Source organism: Pseudomonas sp. KUIN-1 (genome assembly GCF_009176725.1).
GTDB classification, from domain to species: domain Bacteria; phylum Pseudomonadota; class Gammaproteobacteria; order Pseudomonadales; family Pseudomonadaceae; genus Aquipseudomonas; species Aquipseudomonas fragariae.
Genome location: NZ_AP020337.1, coordinates 5,179,872 through 5,194,329, shown reverse-complemented (window position 1 = coordinate 5,194,329; position 14,458 = coordinate 5,179,872). Strand labels below are relative to the sequence as shown.

General features: G+C 60.2%; 12 protein-coding genes. All 12 read right to left on the bottom strand.

Annotation, left to right across the window (positions count from 1 at the left end; genetic code table 11):
• Window positions 1-41 precede the first annotated feature (41 nt).
• The 12 genes from ureC to KUIN1_RS23245 all read right to left on the bottom strand — a co-directional run bounded on the left by ureC (window position 42) and on the right by KUIN1_RS23245 (window position 14,422).
• Window positions 42-1,742: an urease subunit alpha gene (gene ureC, locus KUIN1_RS23300; RefSeq protein ID WP_011269033.1), complete on the bottom strand. Its 1,701-nt coding sequence runs from the start codon at window positions 1,740-1,742 to the stop codon at window positions 42-44.
• A gap of 168 nt (window positions 1,743-1,910) precedes the next feature.
• Complete coding sequence (locus tag KUIN1_RS23295; protein WP_003391866.1) at window positions 1,911-2,216, bottom strand: urease subunit beta; 306 nt, start codon at window positions 2,214-2,216, stop codon at window positions 1,911-1,913.
• Window positions 2,213-2,746: a GNAT family N-acetyltransferase gene (locus tag KUIN1_RS23290; protein ID WP_116886967.1), complete on the bottom strand. Its 534-nt coding sequence runs from the start codon at window positions 2,744-2,746 to the stop codon at window positions 2,213-2,215. The genes KUIN1_RS23295 and KUIN1_RS23290 overlap by 4 nt, the downstream gene beginning before the upstream one ends.
• Window positions 2,747-2,756: 10 nt before the next feature.
• Window positions 2,757-3,314, bottom strand: a complete 558-nt coding sequence (locus KUIN1_RS23285; protein WP_024638228.1) for a GNAT family N-acetyltransferase — start codon at window positions 3,312-3,314, stop codon at window positions 2,757-2,759.
• A gap of 10 nt (window positions 3,315-3,324) precedes the next feature.
• A complete protein-coding gene (ureA, locus tag KUIN1_RS23280; RefSeq protein WP_003317023.1) occupies window positions 3,325-3,627 on the bottom strand; it encodes an urease subunit gamma in 303 nt (100 codons plus the stop codon).
• 302 nt (window positions 3,628-3,929) lie between these two features.
• Window positions 3,930-4,775 carry an urease accessory protein UreD gene (locus KUIN1_RS23275; protein WP_152092316.1) on the bottom strand — a complete coding sequence of 282 codons (846 nt, stop codon included), beginning with the start codon at window positions 4,773-4,775 and terminating at the stop codon, window positions 3,930-3,932.
• A 48-nt stretch (window positions 4,776-4,823) separates the two neighbouring features.
• A complete protein-coding gene (gene urtE / locus KUIN1_RS23270) occupies window positions 4,824-5,522 on the bottom strand; it encodes an urea ABC transporter ATP-binding subunit UrtE (protein ID WP_011269029.1) in 699 nt (232 codons plus the stop codon).
• 109 nt (window positions 5,523-5,631) lie between these two features.
• The gene (gene urtD / locus KUIN1_RS23265) at window positions 5,632-6,492 is read right to left on the bottom strand and encodes an urea ABC transporter ATP-binding protein UrtD (protein ID WP_024638231.1); all 861 of its coding nucleotides are present in this window, start codon (window positions 6,490-6,492) and stop codon (window positions 5,632-5,634) included.
• Window positions 6,489-7,568: an urea ABC transporter permease subunit UrtC gene (gene urtC, locus KUIN1_RS23260; RefSeq protein WP_058399224.1), complete on the bottom strand. Its 1,080-nt coding sequence runs from the start codon at window positions 7,566-7,568 to the stop codon at window positions 6,489-6,491. Before urtC ends, urtD begins: the two co-directional genes overlap by 4 nt.
• Window positions 7,568-9,157, bottom strand: coding sequence for an urea ABC transporter permease subunit UrtB (gene urtB / locus KUIN1_RS23255; protein WP_024651862.1), 1,590 nt, complete (start codon window positions 9,155-9,157; stop codon window positions 7,568-7,570). The genes urtC and urtB overlap by 1 nt, the downstream gene beginning before the upstream one ends.
• 317 nt (window positions 9,158-9,474) lie before the next feature.
• Window positions 9,475-10,740, bottom strand: coding sequence for an urea ABC transporter substrate-binding protein (gene urtA, locus KUIN1_RS23250; protein ID WP_011269025.1), 1,266 nt, complete (start codon window positions 10,738-10,740; stop codon window positions 9,475-9,477).
• 235 nt (window positions 10,741-10,975) lie between these two features.
• Window positions 10,976-14,422, bottom strand: coding sequence for a dermonecrotic toxin domain-containing protein (locus tag KUIN1_RS23245; RefSeq protein WP_116887056.1), 3,447 nt, complete (start codon window positions 14,420-14,422; stop codon window positions 10,976-10,978).
• Window positions 14,423-14,458: the final 36 nt, after the last annotated feature.

The following is a 14,458-nucleotide window of genomic DNA, read 5'->3' as shown; positions in this document are numbered from 1 at the left end:
AAATATTGAAGGGCCTTCTGAAAGCGAAGGCCCTTGCTGATTCAAAACAGAAAATACCGCTGCGCCATCGGCAGCACATCGGCAGGTTCGCACCATAGCAGCACACCGTCGGCCTTGACCTGATAGGTCTGCGGGTCGACTTCGATGTCCGGCAGGTAATCGTTGTGGATCAGGTCTTTCTTCTGCACAGTGCGACAGCCTTTGACGACACCGATCTGCTTCTTCAGGCCCAGTGACTCCGGTACGCCGGCGTCGAACGCTGCCTGGCTGATGAAGGTCAGGCTGGTGGCGTGCAGCGAGCTGCCGAAGCTTGCGAACATGGGGCGGTAATGAACCGGTTGCGGGGTCGGGATCGAAGCGTTGGCGTCGCCCATCAGGCTGGCGGCGATGGCCCCGCCCTTGAGGATCAGGGTCGGTTTGACGCCAAAGAACGCTGGCCGCCACAGCACCAGATCCGCCCACTTGCCGACTTCGATCGAGCCCACTTCATGGCTGATGCCGTGGGTGATCGCCGGATTGATGGTGTATTTGGCGATGTAACGCTTGGCGCGGAAGTTGTCGTTGCCCGGGCCATCCTGCGGCAGTGGCCCACGCTGTTTCTTCATCTTGTCGGCGGTTTGCCAGGTGCGCATGATCACTTCGCCAACCCGGCCCATGGCCTGGCTGTCGGAACTGAGCATGGAAAAGGCGCCCAGGTCGTGAAGGATATCCTCGGCGGCGATGGTCTCGCGGCGGATGCGGCTTTCCGCGAAAGCCACGTCTTCGGCGATGCTCGGGTCCAGGTGGTGGCAGACCATGAGCATGTCCAGGTGCTCGTCGATGGTGTTGCGGGTGAACGGGCGCGTCGGGTTGGTCGAGCTCGGCAGCACGTTCGGCGAACCACAGGCCTTGATGATGTCCGGCGCGTGACCGCCACCGGCACCTTCGGTGTGATAAGTGTGAATCGTGCGGTTCTTGAACGCGGCCAGGGTGGTCTCGACAAAACCCGACTCGTTGAGGGTGTCGGTGTGGATCGCGACCTGCACGTCGTATTCGTCGGCCACGCTCAGGCAATTGTCGATGGCCGCAGGCGTGGTACCCCAGTCTTCGTGCAGCTTCAGACCGATGGCCCCCGCCTTGACCTGTTCGATCAGCGGGCCGGGCAGGCTGACGTTGCCCTTGCCGGTGAAGCCGATGTTCATCGGGAACGAGTCCGAGGCCTGGAGCATGCGCGCCATGTGCCACGGGCCGGGTGTGACGGTGGTGGCGTTGGTGCCCGTGGCCGGGCCGGTGCCGCCGCCGATCATCGTCGTCACGCCGCTCATCAGGGCCTCTTCGATCTGCTGCGGGCAGATGAAGTGGATGTGCGTGTCGACGCCACCCGCGGTGAGGATCATGCCTTCGCCGGCAATGACCTCGGTGGCAGCGCCGACGGCAATGGTCACGTCCGGCTGGATGTCCGGGTTGCCCGCCTTGCCAATGGCCGCGATACGCCCGTTCTTGATGCCGACGTCCGCCTTGACGATGCCCCAGTGATCGATGATCAGGGCATTGGTGATCAGCGTGTCGACTACTTCAGCGGCCAGCAACTGGCCCTGGCCCATGCCGTCACGAATGACCTTGCCACCGCCGAACTTCACTTCTTCGCCATAGGTGGTGAAGTCCTTCTCGACCTCGATCCACAGCTCGGTGTCGGCCAGGCGAACCTTGTCGCCGACGGTGGGGCCGAACATGTCTGCGTAGGCTTGTCGGCTTATCTTCATCTCTCGTACCTCGGATTCAGAGCGGCAAGCTGCAGGCCGCACACTGTAATGTGTTCAAAGCGACAAGCTGAAAGATGCAAGCTGCAAGCTGCAAGCTGCAAGTCTTTAGTCGTCATATGCTTTTCTCTTGAAGCTTGAAGCTTGAAGCTTGAAGCTTGAAGCTTGAAGCTAAAGCTCCCCCATCACTCGCCCGGCAAACCCGTAAACCTTGCGCAAGCCGGCCAGGTCGACCAGCTCGACTTCGCGGGACTGGCCCGGTTCGAAGCGCACGGCGGTGCCTGCCGGAATGTTCAGGCGCATGCCCCGGCTGGCGGCGCGGTCGAAGGTCAGTGCGTCGTTGGTTTCGAAAAAGTGGAAATGCGAGCCCACCTGAATCGGCCGGTCGCCGCTGTTGGCGACGGTCAGGCTGAGGGTGCGGCGTCCGGCGTTGAGTTCGATGTCGCCGGGCTGGATCTGGTATTGACCAGGGATCATGTCGGTTGCCCCAAGGTTTTGAAATAAATGGCGTTCGGCCGATAGCGACCGTCCGGTGTCGCGCAATAATCCGGCAGCTCACCGACACGGTTGTAGGCCAGCGCGCTGTAGAAGGCTTCAGCCGTCGAGCCTGCTTCGGTGTCCAGGTGCAGCAGCCCACGCTTGTGTTTCACCGCAGTCTGTTCGATCTCCTCCATCAGTTGCCTGCCCAGGCCGCGACCTCGGGCTTGCGGCAGTACCATCAGTTTTTGCACTTCGGCGCGGTTCAGGCCGTTGGGCTTCTGACACAGCGACAACTGCGCGCTGGCCAGCACATGACTGTCCTCGGCCACCACCCACAGCAGCAGATCGCCTGCGGCGATATCGGCCTTCAGGCTATCGCACCAGGCATACGCCTGCTGCATATCCAGATCCGCCATGAACCCGACCGATGCGCCGCCGTGAACCGTGTCGAACAGCAGTTGCGCCAGGCCATGGCGATAATGCGCGAAGCTTTCAGCGGTAACACGTCGCAGTTGTGCATGGTTCATGGCGTGCTCTCTAGAGGGGCTTGGGTGAGAGGGGCTTGGGTGCCTGTGAAGCGGGCGCAGGCGCACCGGGCGACAGGTCGAGCTGCATGAACGTCAGGTCCAGCCAGCGGCCGAACTTGGTGCCGACCTGCGGCATTTGCCCGGTAATCTTGAAGCCCAGGCGATCATGCAGGGCGATGGACGCAGCGTTACCGCTTTCGATGGCCGCGACCATCATGTGCTTGTCACAGTCGCGGGCGCGCTCGATCAAGGCGTCCATCAGGCGCGGGCCCAGGCCTTTGCCGCGCTGGTCGGCGCGCACGTAGACCGAATGCTCGACCGTATGGCGAAAGCCTTCGAACGGCCGCCAGTCGCCAAACGACGAATAGCCGAGCACTTCGCCGGCGTTGTTGACCGCCACCAGAATCGGATAACCCTGACTCTGGCGAGCTGCGTACCAGGCCTGGCGGTTGGCCAGATCAACCGGCTGCTCGTTCCAGATAGCCGTGGTGTTGAGCACTGCATCGTTGTAGATGTCCAGAATGCCCGGCAGATCGTCCGGCAGGGCATCGCGAATCACGTCCTGCATGATCACTCCTTCAGGCAATCGGCTGATGCACGGTGACGAGTTTGGTGCCGTCCGGGAAGGTGGCTTCCACCTGGATCTCCGGGATCATTTCCGCGATACCTTCCATGACCTGATCGCGGCTCAGCAGGGTCGTGCCGTAGTGCATGAGCTCAGCGACGGTCTGCCCGTCACGCGCACCTTCGAGCAGCGCCGCAGAGATGTAGGCCATGGCTTCCGGGTAATTGAGCTTCACGCCGCGCGCCAGACGCCGTTCGGCGACCAGTCCGGCGGTGAAGATCAGCAGCTTGTCTTTTTCGCGTGGTGTCAGGTCCATGGGGCTTCCGTTTGTTCAAATTCGTTGGTTGATCGTTCCCAGGCTTGAGCTCTCATCGTTATGTATAAGTCTGTTTTGGGTTCCGGCCGAAGGCCGTGGGAGCGAACTTGTTCGCGAAGGGGCCGGTGTAGTCGCCGAAAATGCAGCGCCTAAAACATTGTCTTCGCGAACAAGTTCGCTCCCACGCCCTGCTGGCAGAAGCGCTAAAAGCCCCGATTTTCGGGCTTTTCAGGACTTATGTATCACGCTGAGTGCATCAGCGCTGACGGTGTAGCATGGAATGTAGAGCGTCCAGTCATCAATCAGGTGTTCCAGATTCTTGGCGTTACCGCCTCGCGTCCCAGCAGGGCAGGGCGCAGGCATTTCCAGATTTGTATCAGCCAGGCACGTGCGTGCAGTGCTTCGTCTGCCAGGCAGCGAGCGACCAGCAGGCCGGGCAGTTGCGTCAGATCGCCGCGTACCGGGTTGGGCATCGACAGCGAACGGCAGGCCTCGAGCAGCTCGCTGCCGACTTCGCCGGTCATCAGCAGGGTGGCGAACACCGTTCTGCCGTCCAGGCCGATGGGCGAGTCCAGCAGCCCGTCGCCACCGATAATGCGTTGTCGCTCATGCCAGAGCAATGTGCCGTCGCGACGGATATCCAGATGCGATTGAAAATGCCCGTGCTCGAACCGCTCGCCACTGGCCGGCCGGCCCAGCGCCACCACATCCCAGTAGCATAGCTTCGCATCACCGTGCAGCTCTATGCGGGTGCTCAGTTCTGCCTGGGCGTTGCTGAAGACAATGCTTTCCTGCGGCAGCCATTCCAGTGTCGCGCCGGGCTGGACGTGCAGTTCCAGTTGCTGAAAGGCCGGGCTGGCGGCGCGATACCATTTTGCCGCGCCGGGGCTGGTCAACTGTGCCCAGGCATCGGCACCCACGGTGGCCGAGATATCCAGCCGGTCTCCCCCGGCGATACCGCCCGGTGGATGAACGATGATGTGCTGGCACACCTCCGGGCCTTCGGCGTACAGATGCTTTTGCACGCGCAGCGGTCCTTTGTGGCGCCGCAGCGTCGGGCGTGTGCTGTCATCAAAACGGCCGTAACCCAATTCCAGCTCGGCGTGCCAGCTGGGGGTGAAGAGGGCGGTGTTGGCAGGCAGGGTCATGGTGTCTTCATTGGCTTGTCGAGTGCTGCACGATAACGGATTGACGCATCAAATGGTCACCAGACCACGAACGCCGTCGCTCTCCATGTTCTCGCCACGGCCCTGCTGGACGATCTCGCCCCGCGACATCACCAGGTACTGATCGGCCAGTTCCGCGGCGAAGTCGTAGAACTGCTCGACCAGCAGAATCGCCATGTCGCCACGCTCGGCGAGCTTTTTGATGACCGCGCCGATTTCCTTGATCACCGAGGGCTGAATACCTTCGGTGGGCTCGTCGAGAATCAGCAGGCGTGGACGGCTCGCCAGCGCCCGGCCTATCGCCAGTTGCTGCTGCTGACCACCGGACAGATCGCCGCCGCGGCGGTGCTTCATTTGCAGCAGCACCGGGAACAACTCGTAAATGAAGGCCGGCACTTCCTTGGCCTCGGCGCCCGGAAAACGCGACAGGCCCATCAGCAGATTTTCCTCGACCGTCAGCCGGCCGAATATTTCCCGGCCCTGCGGCACGTAAGCAATCCCGGCATGCACCCGTTGGTGTGTCTTGAGCTGGGTGATGGTCTTGCCTTCCCATTGCACCGAACCTTCCTTGGATGGCAGCAGGCCCATCAGCACACGCAGGAGCGTGGTCTTGCCCACGCCGTTGCGGCCCAGCAGGCAGGTGACCTCACCAACCTTCACATCAAACGACAGACCGCGAAGAATGTGGCTGCCGCCGTAATATTGGTGGAGCTGGCTAACAGTGAGCATGAGGGCCTCATGAGTTATAAGCTTCAAGCTTCAAGCTGCAAGTAAAGAGCAGCACGTTGTTTTTGCTTCTAGCTTGCCGCTTGCAGCTAAAAGCTTGCAGCTGGTCGCGCTAGCGCCCCAAGTAAACTTCGATCACGCGTTCGTCGGCCTGTACGTCGTTCAGCGAGCCTTCAGCCAGCACGCTGCCCTGGTGCAGCACGGTGACATGGTCGGCAATCGAGCCGACAAAACCCATGTCGTGCTCAACCACCATCAGCGAATGCTTGCCGGCCAGGCTCTTGAACAGCTCGGCGGTGAATTCGGTTTCGGCATCGGTCATGCCCGCGACGGGCTCGTCGAGCAGCAGTAATTGCGGGTCCTGAACCAGCAGCATGCCGATCTCCAGAAACTGCTTCTGGCCGTGGGACAGCAAGCCTGCAGGACGGTGCATCGAGCTGGTCAGGCGGATCGTTTCCAGCACCTCAGCGATCCGGTCCTGTTGTTCGCCGCTCAACCGCGCACGCAAACTGGCCCACACCGATTTGTCGGTCTTCTGTGCCAGCTCGAGGTTTTCGAACACGCTCAAGGCCTCGAATACCGTGGGTTTCTGGAACTTGCGGCCGATGCCGGCCTGAGCGATCTGCACTTCGGTCATCTTCGTCAGGTCCAGCGTTTCACCGAACCAGGCCTTGCCGTGGCTGGGGCGGGTCTTGCCGGTGATGACGTCCATCAGCGTGGTCTTGCCCGCGCCGTTGGGGCCGATGATGCAGCGCAGTTCGCCTACGCCGATGTACAGATTCAGATCGTTCAGGGCCTTGAAGCCGTCGAAGCTGACGCTGATGTCTTCCAGCGTCAGGATCGTGCCGTGGCGAGTATTGAGGCCTTTGCCTGCGCTCTTGCCTAGCCCCACCGCGTCGCGGCTGGTGCCGGCGTCGGAGTTCGGGGCCAGGATCGGTTCGAGCATGAAAGACGGGGTCGGAGTGGTTTTCATTGCTCGCTCCTTTTCTTCAGCATGCCGATCACGCCCTTGGGCAGATACAGCGTGACGATGATGAACAGCGCGCCGAGAAAGAACAGCCAGTATTCCGGGAAGGCCATGGTGAACCAGCTTTTCATGCCGTTCACCAGACCTGCGCCCAGCAGCGGGCCGATCAGCGTGCCACGGCCACCCAGGGCTACCCACACAGCGGCTTCAATGGAGTTGGTCGGTGACATTTCGCTGGGGTTGATAATGCCGACCTGCGGCACATACAAGGCGCCAGCCAGACCGCACAGCACGGCGCTCAGCACCCAGACGAACAGTTTGAAGCCGCGCGGATCGTAACCGCAGAACATCAGGCGGTTTTCCGCATCGCGCAGCGCGGTCAGCACGCGGCCGAACTTGCTCTGCGCCAGGCGCCAGCCGATGTACAGACTGGCCACCAGCAGTGCGACCGTGGCCAGAAACAGCGCGGCTCTGGTCCCTTGTGCACTGATGCTGAAGCCCAGAATGCTGCGGAAGTTGGTGAAGCCGTTGTTGCCGCCAAAGCCGGTCTCGTTGCGAAAGAACAGCAGCATGCCGGCGAAGGTCAGCGCCTGGGTCATGATCGAGAAGTACACGCCCTTGATCCGCGAGCGGAAGGCGAAGAAGCCGAAGATCAGCGCCAGCAGTCCCGGTGCCAATACCACCAGGCACATCGCCCAGAGGAAATGGTCGGTGCCCGCCCAGTACCATGGCAGCTCGGTCCACGACAGGAAGGTCATGAAGGCCGGCAGCCCATCCCCAGCGGCCTGGCGCATCAGGTACATGCCCATGGCATAACCGCCCAGGGCGAAGAACAGGCCGTGGCCCAGCGACAGCAGCCCGGCGTAGCCCCAGACCAGGTCCAGCGCCAGCGCGACAATGGCGTAGCAGAGGATCTTGCCCACCAGGGTCAGGGTGTAGGCCGAGACCTGAAAGCTGTTATCGGCAGGCAGCAGCGACAGCAGCGGCAGTGCCAGCAGCACTGCAATGATTACGCAGCCTGCGGTCAGCGTGCCTCTGGGCCCGACTTTTTGCGCGGCAGTTACTATCAATGGCTGGCTCATCAGTCGATCACCCGTCCTTTCAATGCGAAGAGGCCTTGCGGACGTTTCTGGATAAACAGAATGATCAGCGCCAGGATCAGGATCTTGCCCAACACTGCGCCGATTTGCGGTTCGAGAATCTTGTTGGCGATGCCCAGCCCGAAGGCCGCCATGACGCTACCGGCCAGTTGCCCGACACCGCCGAGCACGACCACCAGGAACGAATCGATGATGTAGCTTTGGCCAAGATCAGGGCCCACGTTGCCGATCTGGCTCAGGGCTACACCCCCCAGACCTGCGATACCTGAACCCAGACCGAAGGCCATCATGTCGATGCGCCCGGTCGGTACGCCACAGCAGGCGGCCATGTTGCGGTTCTGGGTGACGGCGCGCACGTTCAGGCCCAGGCGGGTCTTGTTCAGCAGCAGCCAGGTCAGCACCACCACGAACAGCGCGAACGCGATGATCACGATGCGGTTGTAAGGCAGCACCAGATTAGGCAGCACCTGGATGCCGCCAGACAGCCATTGCGGGTTGGCGACTTCGACGTTCTGCGCGCCGAAGGCCAGACGCACGGCCTGAATCAGCATCAGGCTGATGCCCCAGGTCGCCAGCAGGGTTTCCAGTGGGCGGCCATACAGATGACGAATGACCGTACGCTCCAGGGCCATGCCGATCGCGGCGGTGACAAAGAACGCCACCGGCAACGCGATCAGCGGGTAGTACTCGATGGCCCCCGGTGCGTAGCGCTGCAGCATCAGTTGCACGACGTAGGTGGAGTAGGCCCCCAGCATCAGCATCTCGCCATGGGCCATGTTGATCACGCCCAGCAGGCCGAACGTGATCGCCAGACCCAGCGCCGCCAGCAACAGGATAGAGCCCAGCGACATGCCGCTAAACGCCTGGCCGAGGATCTCACCGATCATCAGCTTGCGCTTGACCTGCGCCAGGCTGGTTTCAGCCGCCACGCGTACCGAAGCGTCGGTTTCCACGCCGGGCGCCAGCAATGATTCAAGACGGGTACGCGCCAGCGGATCACCGGTTTCGCCCAGCAGTCGCACGGCAGCCAGACGTACTGTCGGGCTGGAATCGACCATTTGCAGGTTGGCCAGCGCCAGGGTCAGTGCGCTTTTGACGCTGGAATCTGTTTCGCCGGCCACGCGTTCGGTCAGCAACTCCAGTTGTGCAGGGCGGGCGCTTTTTTGCAATTGCAGGGCGGCGGCCATGCGCAGTCGTGTATCGGCTGCCAGCAACTGGTGGCTGGCCAACGCCGTTTCAACCAGGCCGCGCAGCCGGTTGTTCAAGCGCAATTTACGCGGTTCGTCAGGCGTTGGCGCATCGGCGGCGGCTGGTGCCTGTGCATCGACGGCCACGTATTGATCGTTGTTTTCGATCCAGGCGCGCTTGCTGCTGTCGGCACCCACACGGCCATCGCGTAAGGCTTCAAGCAGCTCGACGCGTTCCGGCACAGGCTTGGCGGCCCAGGCCTCCAGCAGTTCTGCCTGTTGCGAAGAACTGGCTGCGACAAAGTCGCTGGCATCACCGGCCTTGGCAGCCAAAGGCAGCAGCAGGCTGATGGCGAGGATCAAACGGTAAAAATAAGAAGGCATATCAATATGGCCTTGATTCAGTATGGCGTCGTCTACTCTTGAGACGGTCCTTCACGCCCTTCGCCAAGCGTCACATGCGGGGGCTGTTTTTGATTCTGGCCGAAGGCCGTAGGAGCGAACTTGTTCGCGAAAGGGCCGGTACATTCTCCGAAAATGTATCGTTCGAACTACCGTCTTCGCGAACAAGGCGGATCGCCGCCCCGGTCGCTCCTACGCCCTGTGGGCAGAAGCTTTGAAGCCCCGTATTTCGCGGGCTTCAGGACCTGTCTATAACGCTTGGCGCTGGAGCGTGGGAACGATCAAGCAGCGTTGATCCGTCAGTTGCTCTTCGCCGGGGCGTCCGGCTTCTTGTCGTTGCCAGGGATGTACGGGCTCCATGGCTGGGCGCGGATCGGCTCTTTGGTCTGCCAGACGACGTTGAACTGACCGTCGTCCTGGATTTCGCCGATCATCACTGGCTTGTGCAAGTGGTGGTTGGTCTTGTCCATGGTCAGGGTAAAGCCCGACGGCGCTGCGAACGTCTGGCCGGCCATGGCTTCACGGACCTTGTCCACGTCGGTGGATTTGGCTTTCTCGACCGCCTGCGCCCACATGTGAATGCCGACGTAGGTGGCTTCCATCGGGTCGTTGGTCACGGCCTTGTCAGCGCCTGGCAGGTTTTTCTTTTTGGCGTAGGCTTTCCAGTCAGCCACGAACTTCTTGTTGACCGGGTTTTCCACCGACTGGAAGTAGTTCCAGGCGGCCAGATGGCCTACCAATGGCTTGGTGTCGATGCCGCGCAGTTCTTCTTCGCCTACCGAGAAGGCCACAACCGGTACGTCGGTAGCGTTCAGGCCCTGGTTGGCCAGTTCCTTGTAGAACGGCACGTTGGAGTCGCCGTTGACGGTGGAGATAACGGCCGTCTTGCCACCCGCGGAGAACTTCTTGATGTTGGCCACGATGGTTTGATAATCGGAGTGACCGAACGGCGTGTAAACCTCTTCGATATCGGTATCTTTCACGCCTTTGGAATGCAGGAATGCGCGCAGAATCTTGTTGGTGGTGCGCGGGTAGACATAGTCGGTGCCAAGCAGGAAGAAGCGCTTGGCAGCGCCGCCATCTTCACTCATGACATAGTCGACGGCCGGGATAGCCTGTTGGTTAGGCGCGGCGCCGGTGTAGAAAACATTGGGCGACATTTCTTCGCCTTCGTACTGCACCGGGTAGAACAGCAGGCCGTTGAGTTCTTCGAAGACCGGCAGTACCGATTTGCGCGACACCGATGTCCAGCAGCCGAACACCACGGCGACCTTGTCCTGGGTCAGCAACTGACGGCCTTTTTCCGCGAACAGCGGCCAGTTGGACGCCGGGTCCACAACGACCGGCTCCAGCATCTTGCCGTTGACGCCGCCTTTGGCGTTGATCTCGTCGATGGTCATCAAGGCCATGTCCTTGAGCGACGTCTCGGAGATGGCCATGGTGCCGGACAACGAATGCAGAATGCCGACCTTGATGGTCTCGGCAGCCTGAACGGTCCAGGTCAGCCCCATGGCGGCGATGGATGCGGACAGGGTAAAGGCTTTGATCAGGCTGCGACGCTTCATTGACTGGCTCCCTTAGTACATTGTTTGAGGTTTGGCGGCGGTGCATTTCGTTGCTCTTTCAGGCTTTAGCAAGGTCTGGGCCAACGCAGCAACGTCGCGAAACGGAATGATTTTGTCGCGTTGAGTCGAGGAGTCGCACCAAGGTGGAACAACGCTCTGCCGTTGGTGCGTATGAAGCTCTGCGATGGTGCGAAAGGGGTGTTCAGGCTAGCGAGCGGTCAATTTCCCAGGTGTTTCAGACCCATAGCTCCTTTGCTCCGGTGTACAGGTCAAACGTCTGATCAGTGAGTTGCTCGGGAGCGTCGAACCACGCAAACAGCTGACCGTTGATTCGCGTTGTCGCCCCCAGTTGCATGCGCGTGCCCGGTGCGACGGCGACGTGATCACCGAGGAAGCCGGTAAACATGTTTTTTTTCGGTATGCCCGGGGCAAAGATGAAAAAGACCGGGTGATTTTCTGCATTGGCGTTACTGCTCACAAATCCATCCCGGCTCCACAGGAAGGCATTGGCTCGCGATATCGAGGCGGACTGCACGCCACTGTCGGTAAACACCGCACCTGCTTCGTTCTCCAGACAGGCCATCCCTTCGCTTGATACGTACGTCGAGCGAAAAGCAGTGCCATCCCATGCTTTGAGCTGATAGAACTGGCTTAGAAAGTTGCGTGTTGTGGCATTGCGCACACCGCTTCGTAACAGAGGGTTGATGTCCGTCGAGCCACCTTCCGCATAAGCCGCTATTTCGGAAAGGTTTTCGGCGTTGGACGCTGCGCCCAGGGCGAGGTAGTCGGCCTCGAACTTCAAGCGTTCGGCGCTGCCTGTCTCTTCCAGGGACACAGGCCAGGCAGTGGTCAGGCTGGCCAGTTGTGATCGGGCATTACGGATGGCGGACTGACTGATGCGTGGTATCTGTTTGCCCACGGTTTTCCAGGCCCCGCTGGTGGTGCGCAATGCGTATTCCTGCTCATGCACCAGTAGCGTTGGGTCAGTCGGGGATCGCCGATAAAGGCGCGAGTGACCAAACATATTGGTACGTCGGCTTACGAAAAAGGTCTGGCCCTCTATATCGATGGCGATGAAGCGTTGGGAGTCCATAGCGACGATCAATTTGGGGTCTGCAAAGCGGGGGGCTCTGGAGTGCGACAGGAGGTAGCCGATCTGGATCTGCCCGTCGCGGCCGACCCTGCGGATCAGGTGCGGGCGTCTTACCACCTTCGAGGCATGCATTGCCGGCTTCAGGGCCAGCGCCAGGCGGCCAATGAAAGCGGTAGCAAGATAGCCTACGGCGCTCAGAAATTCCTCGGCTGCACCTTCGAGGTCGCCTTCGTCGAGTTTCGAGAAGGCGCTCCAGGTCTTGTACAGGCCCACGCCCAGTGCGACAGGCATCATGATCGGGTCAGGCAAAAACAGAATTCCGATGTTGGCGATCAGATCGAAGGTTCGGCCTGATCGCCCCGTGCCGTTGGCCAGGCCCATTTGCCGTTTGGCTTCGCTGATCAACTGATTGATCCTGGTCTCGTGGATTTCCACATAAAGGTCTTTGCTTTGGCTGACAAATACCACCGGGTGCAGCAGCCTCGCCGGGATCGGTATCAGCGACAGTTGGGTAAAAACCTCTGGCATGCGCCAGTGCCTGGCCTGCTTTTCGTACTGCATGGCACGCAACGTTTCCAGGCGCCTGGAAACCGGTATTTGCTCAATCAGATACTGCTGGAATGGCGCTTTTTCCAAAAAACCGGTGGTCAGGTGATACATGCTGTTGAACCAGCGGAAAACGACGCCGTCGGCAGCATCCAGCGTGCACAGCACCAGTGGCCCCCGCTCGAATTTGTCGGCTGGAGCAATCAGCATGACATTGGTCATCATGAATTGATTGACGCTGAAAAACCGGACCTCGATGGCTTCCCCTTTGATGGTCCGACGCCCTTGCGGTGCCGGCGAATCAAGCACTGCCTCGATCCACTCAAGACCGGCCGGTGCAAAAGCCTGCTGTTCGATCTCCAGCAGGGCCATCTTCATCTGGGCTTCCAGCATGGCTTTCTGCAACTGCTTGAGTTGTCGCGCATACGCTGATGTCTTCAGATTGAGATCGAGGTAGTCGCTAAGGTGCTGAGGGTTCTCTATGGCTGTGACCAGCCTCTTTATAGTGGCCATGTCCAGTTTCTGGATGACGGCGCCTGCCTCATCGACAGCGTGGATCAGCACTGCATCTGCGGCCCTGGCACGGTGGGCATGGGTATGCGCCAGTTGCCAGAGCGAAATGTTTTCAGTTTCGGTTGTCGGCAGCACAGGTGCGCCGGGGATCTCCAGCACTTCGGTGCCAAGCCTGTAATTAATCGAAACGGTAATCTGCTGCGCGGCTATTTCGACAGATGCCTGTTTCAATACTTCATCCAGATGCTTGTCGATATAGCGCGTGAGATAGGTACGGCTATCATTGTCCGGCGGGTCGAAGTTAGCCTTGCTGACTTGCCGGATGCTGACAACCGACTCACCAAACTGTTGTGCCTGCGCAAGCCATTCCTCGCGTTGCGACGCCTGCATGGTTTTCCACCAGTCAGGCATCTGGCTCTGAACCAGGTCGTTATCGAGCCTGTCCAGGCGCCAATGGTTGTCAAAGTAAAGCTCTGGCTTCAGCAAATGCGTTATCAATTGCTCGAAACAAACCTCGTCCATCCGTTGAGCACGAGCAAGCTGTACGGCCTGAGCGAACATTGATTGCTGTCGGGCGATCTGGCGGGTGTGCAACAGGCTCAGAAAATTGCCTTCCAGCAAGGTGTACTGCCATTGCAGCGCGATGAAACCGGAGGCGGCCTGGCTTGTCTGTTCAGCCGCAGGCTCAATCCCCAGGCGTCGCCTGTAGTCAGGCTCTGTTGCGCGTTGAGCAAGGCGCTCATTCATGTGTGTCAGGGATGCAAATGCCTCCAGCCCGTCATAAGGAGTGAACAGCAGGACGTCCTCAAGCTCCTCTTCGTCAAGCTTTAACAGCGGTTCTTTACGAAGACGTCGAGCGATGGCAAACGCACCGGAGATCGCAATTGCAGGGCCATCACCGATACGGGTCGAGAGGCTGAAAATGCTGTGGGGTTGAATCTGCGCGATGTTTCCGGCCGGGCGTGTGGCACATGGCCCCAGTGCTGCCGATAGCAGACTGTAGTGCCCGGTCGCCATTTTTCCCGAGGCGATCAGCACCGCGCATTCGGATTTCAGACACTCGATCTGCTCGGCCAGATACCGGTTGCTCCGGGTTTCACCGTCCGGCGTTGCGATGGCCCAATAGTCTGCAAGTTTCTGGCTATAGAATTGCTCCAGCTGCTGGCTGACCCGAGTGTAGAAATCCACGATAGCCGCTCGACCCAGCGGCTGGATGGCCGGTGTCTGCGAAGTGGACGACGGGGTCGGGTAAAGACCCTGCACATCATTGTCGGTCCAGTTCAAAAGGCCGGTGAAATGCTCGACCAGGCTGGAGATCAACGGAACGCTGTGTATGTTGGCGCCGTCGTCCGCTGCGACCTTGCTGTCGCGGTAGGTCAGCCATGTGGTCTCGACATCCAGGTCGGGTTTGAGCGGGTGCAGCAGGCTACGGGCGAGCTCTTGCGTCGTCTTGCTGAAACCGGGTGGATAGCTATCGCTGGCAAGCGAGGCGGGTAGAGGTGGGGGTGATGTCGTGAGCGGTAAGTTCATGGTGCCGATTCGTCTGCATGATGGATGATCCGCTCG

Bases quoted from the DNA above. Each gene is read 5' to 3' on its own strand.
- urtB (WP_024651862.1), bottom strand. From the start codon at position 9,157: ATGCCTTCTTATTTTTACCGTTTGATCCTCGCCATCAGCCTGCTGCTG.
- KUIN1_RS23290 (WP_116886967.1), bottom strand. From the start codon at position 2,746: ATGAACCATGCACAACTGCGACGTGTTACCGCTGAAAGCTTCGCGCAT.
- urtD (WP_024638231.1), bottom strand. From the start codon at position 6,492: ATGAAAACCACTCCGACCCCGTCTTTCATGCTCGAACCGATCCTGGCC.
- ureC (WP_011269033.1), bottom strand. From the start codon at position 1,742: ATGAAGATAAGCCGACAAGCCTACGCAGACATGTTCGGCCCCACCGTC.
- urtC (WP_058399224.1), bottom strand. From the start codon at position 7,568: ATGAGCCAGCCATTGATAGTAACTGCCGCGCAAAAAGTCGGGCCCAGA.
- KUIN1_RS23275 (WP_152092316.1), bottom strand. From the start codon at position 4,775: ATGACCCTGCCTGCCAACACCGCCCTCTTCACCCCCAGCTGGCACGCC.
- urtE (WP_011269029.1), bottom strand. From the start codon at position 5,522: ATGCTCACTGTTAGCCAGCTCCACCAATATTACGGCGGCAGCCACATT.
- KUIN1_RS23295 (WP_003391866.1), bottom strand. From the start codon at position 2,216: ATGATCCCTGGTCAATACCAGATCCAGCCCGGCGACATCGAACTCAAC.
- KUIN1_RS23285 (WP_024638228.1), bottom strand. From the start codon at position 3,314: ATGCAGGACGTGATTCGCGATGCCCTGCCGGACGATCTGCCGGGCATT.
- KUIN1_RS23245 (WP_116887056.1), bottom strand. From the start codon at position 14,422: ATGAACTTACCGCTCACGACATCACCCCCACCTCTACCCGCCTCGCTT.
- ureA (WP_003317023.1), bottom strand. From the start codon at position 3,627: ATGGACCTGACACCACGCGAAAAAGACAAGCTGCTGATCTTCACCGCC.
- urtA (WP_011269025.1), bottom strand. From the start codon at position 10,740: ATGAAGCGTCGCAGCCTGATCAAAGCCTTTACCCTGTCCGCATCCATC.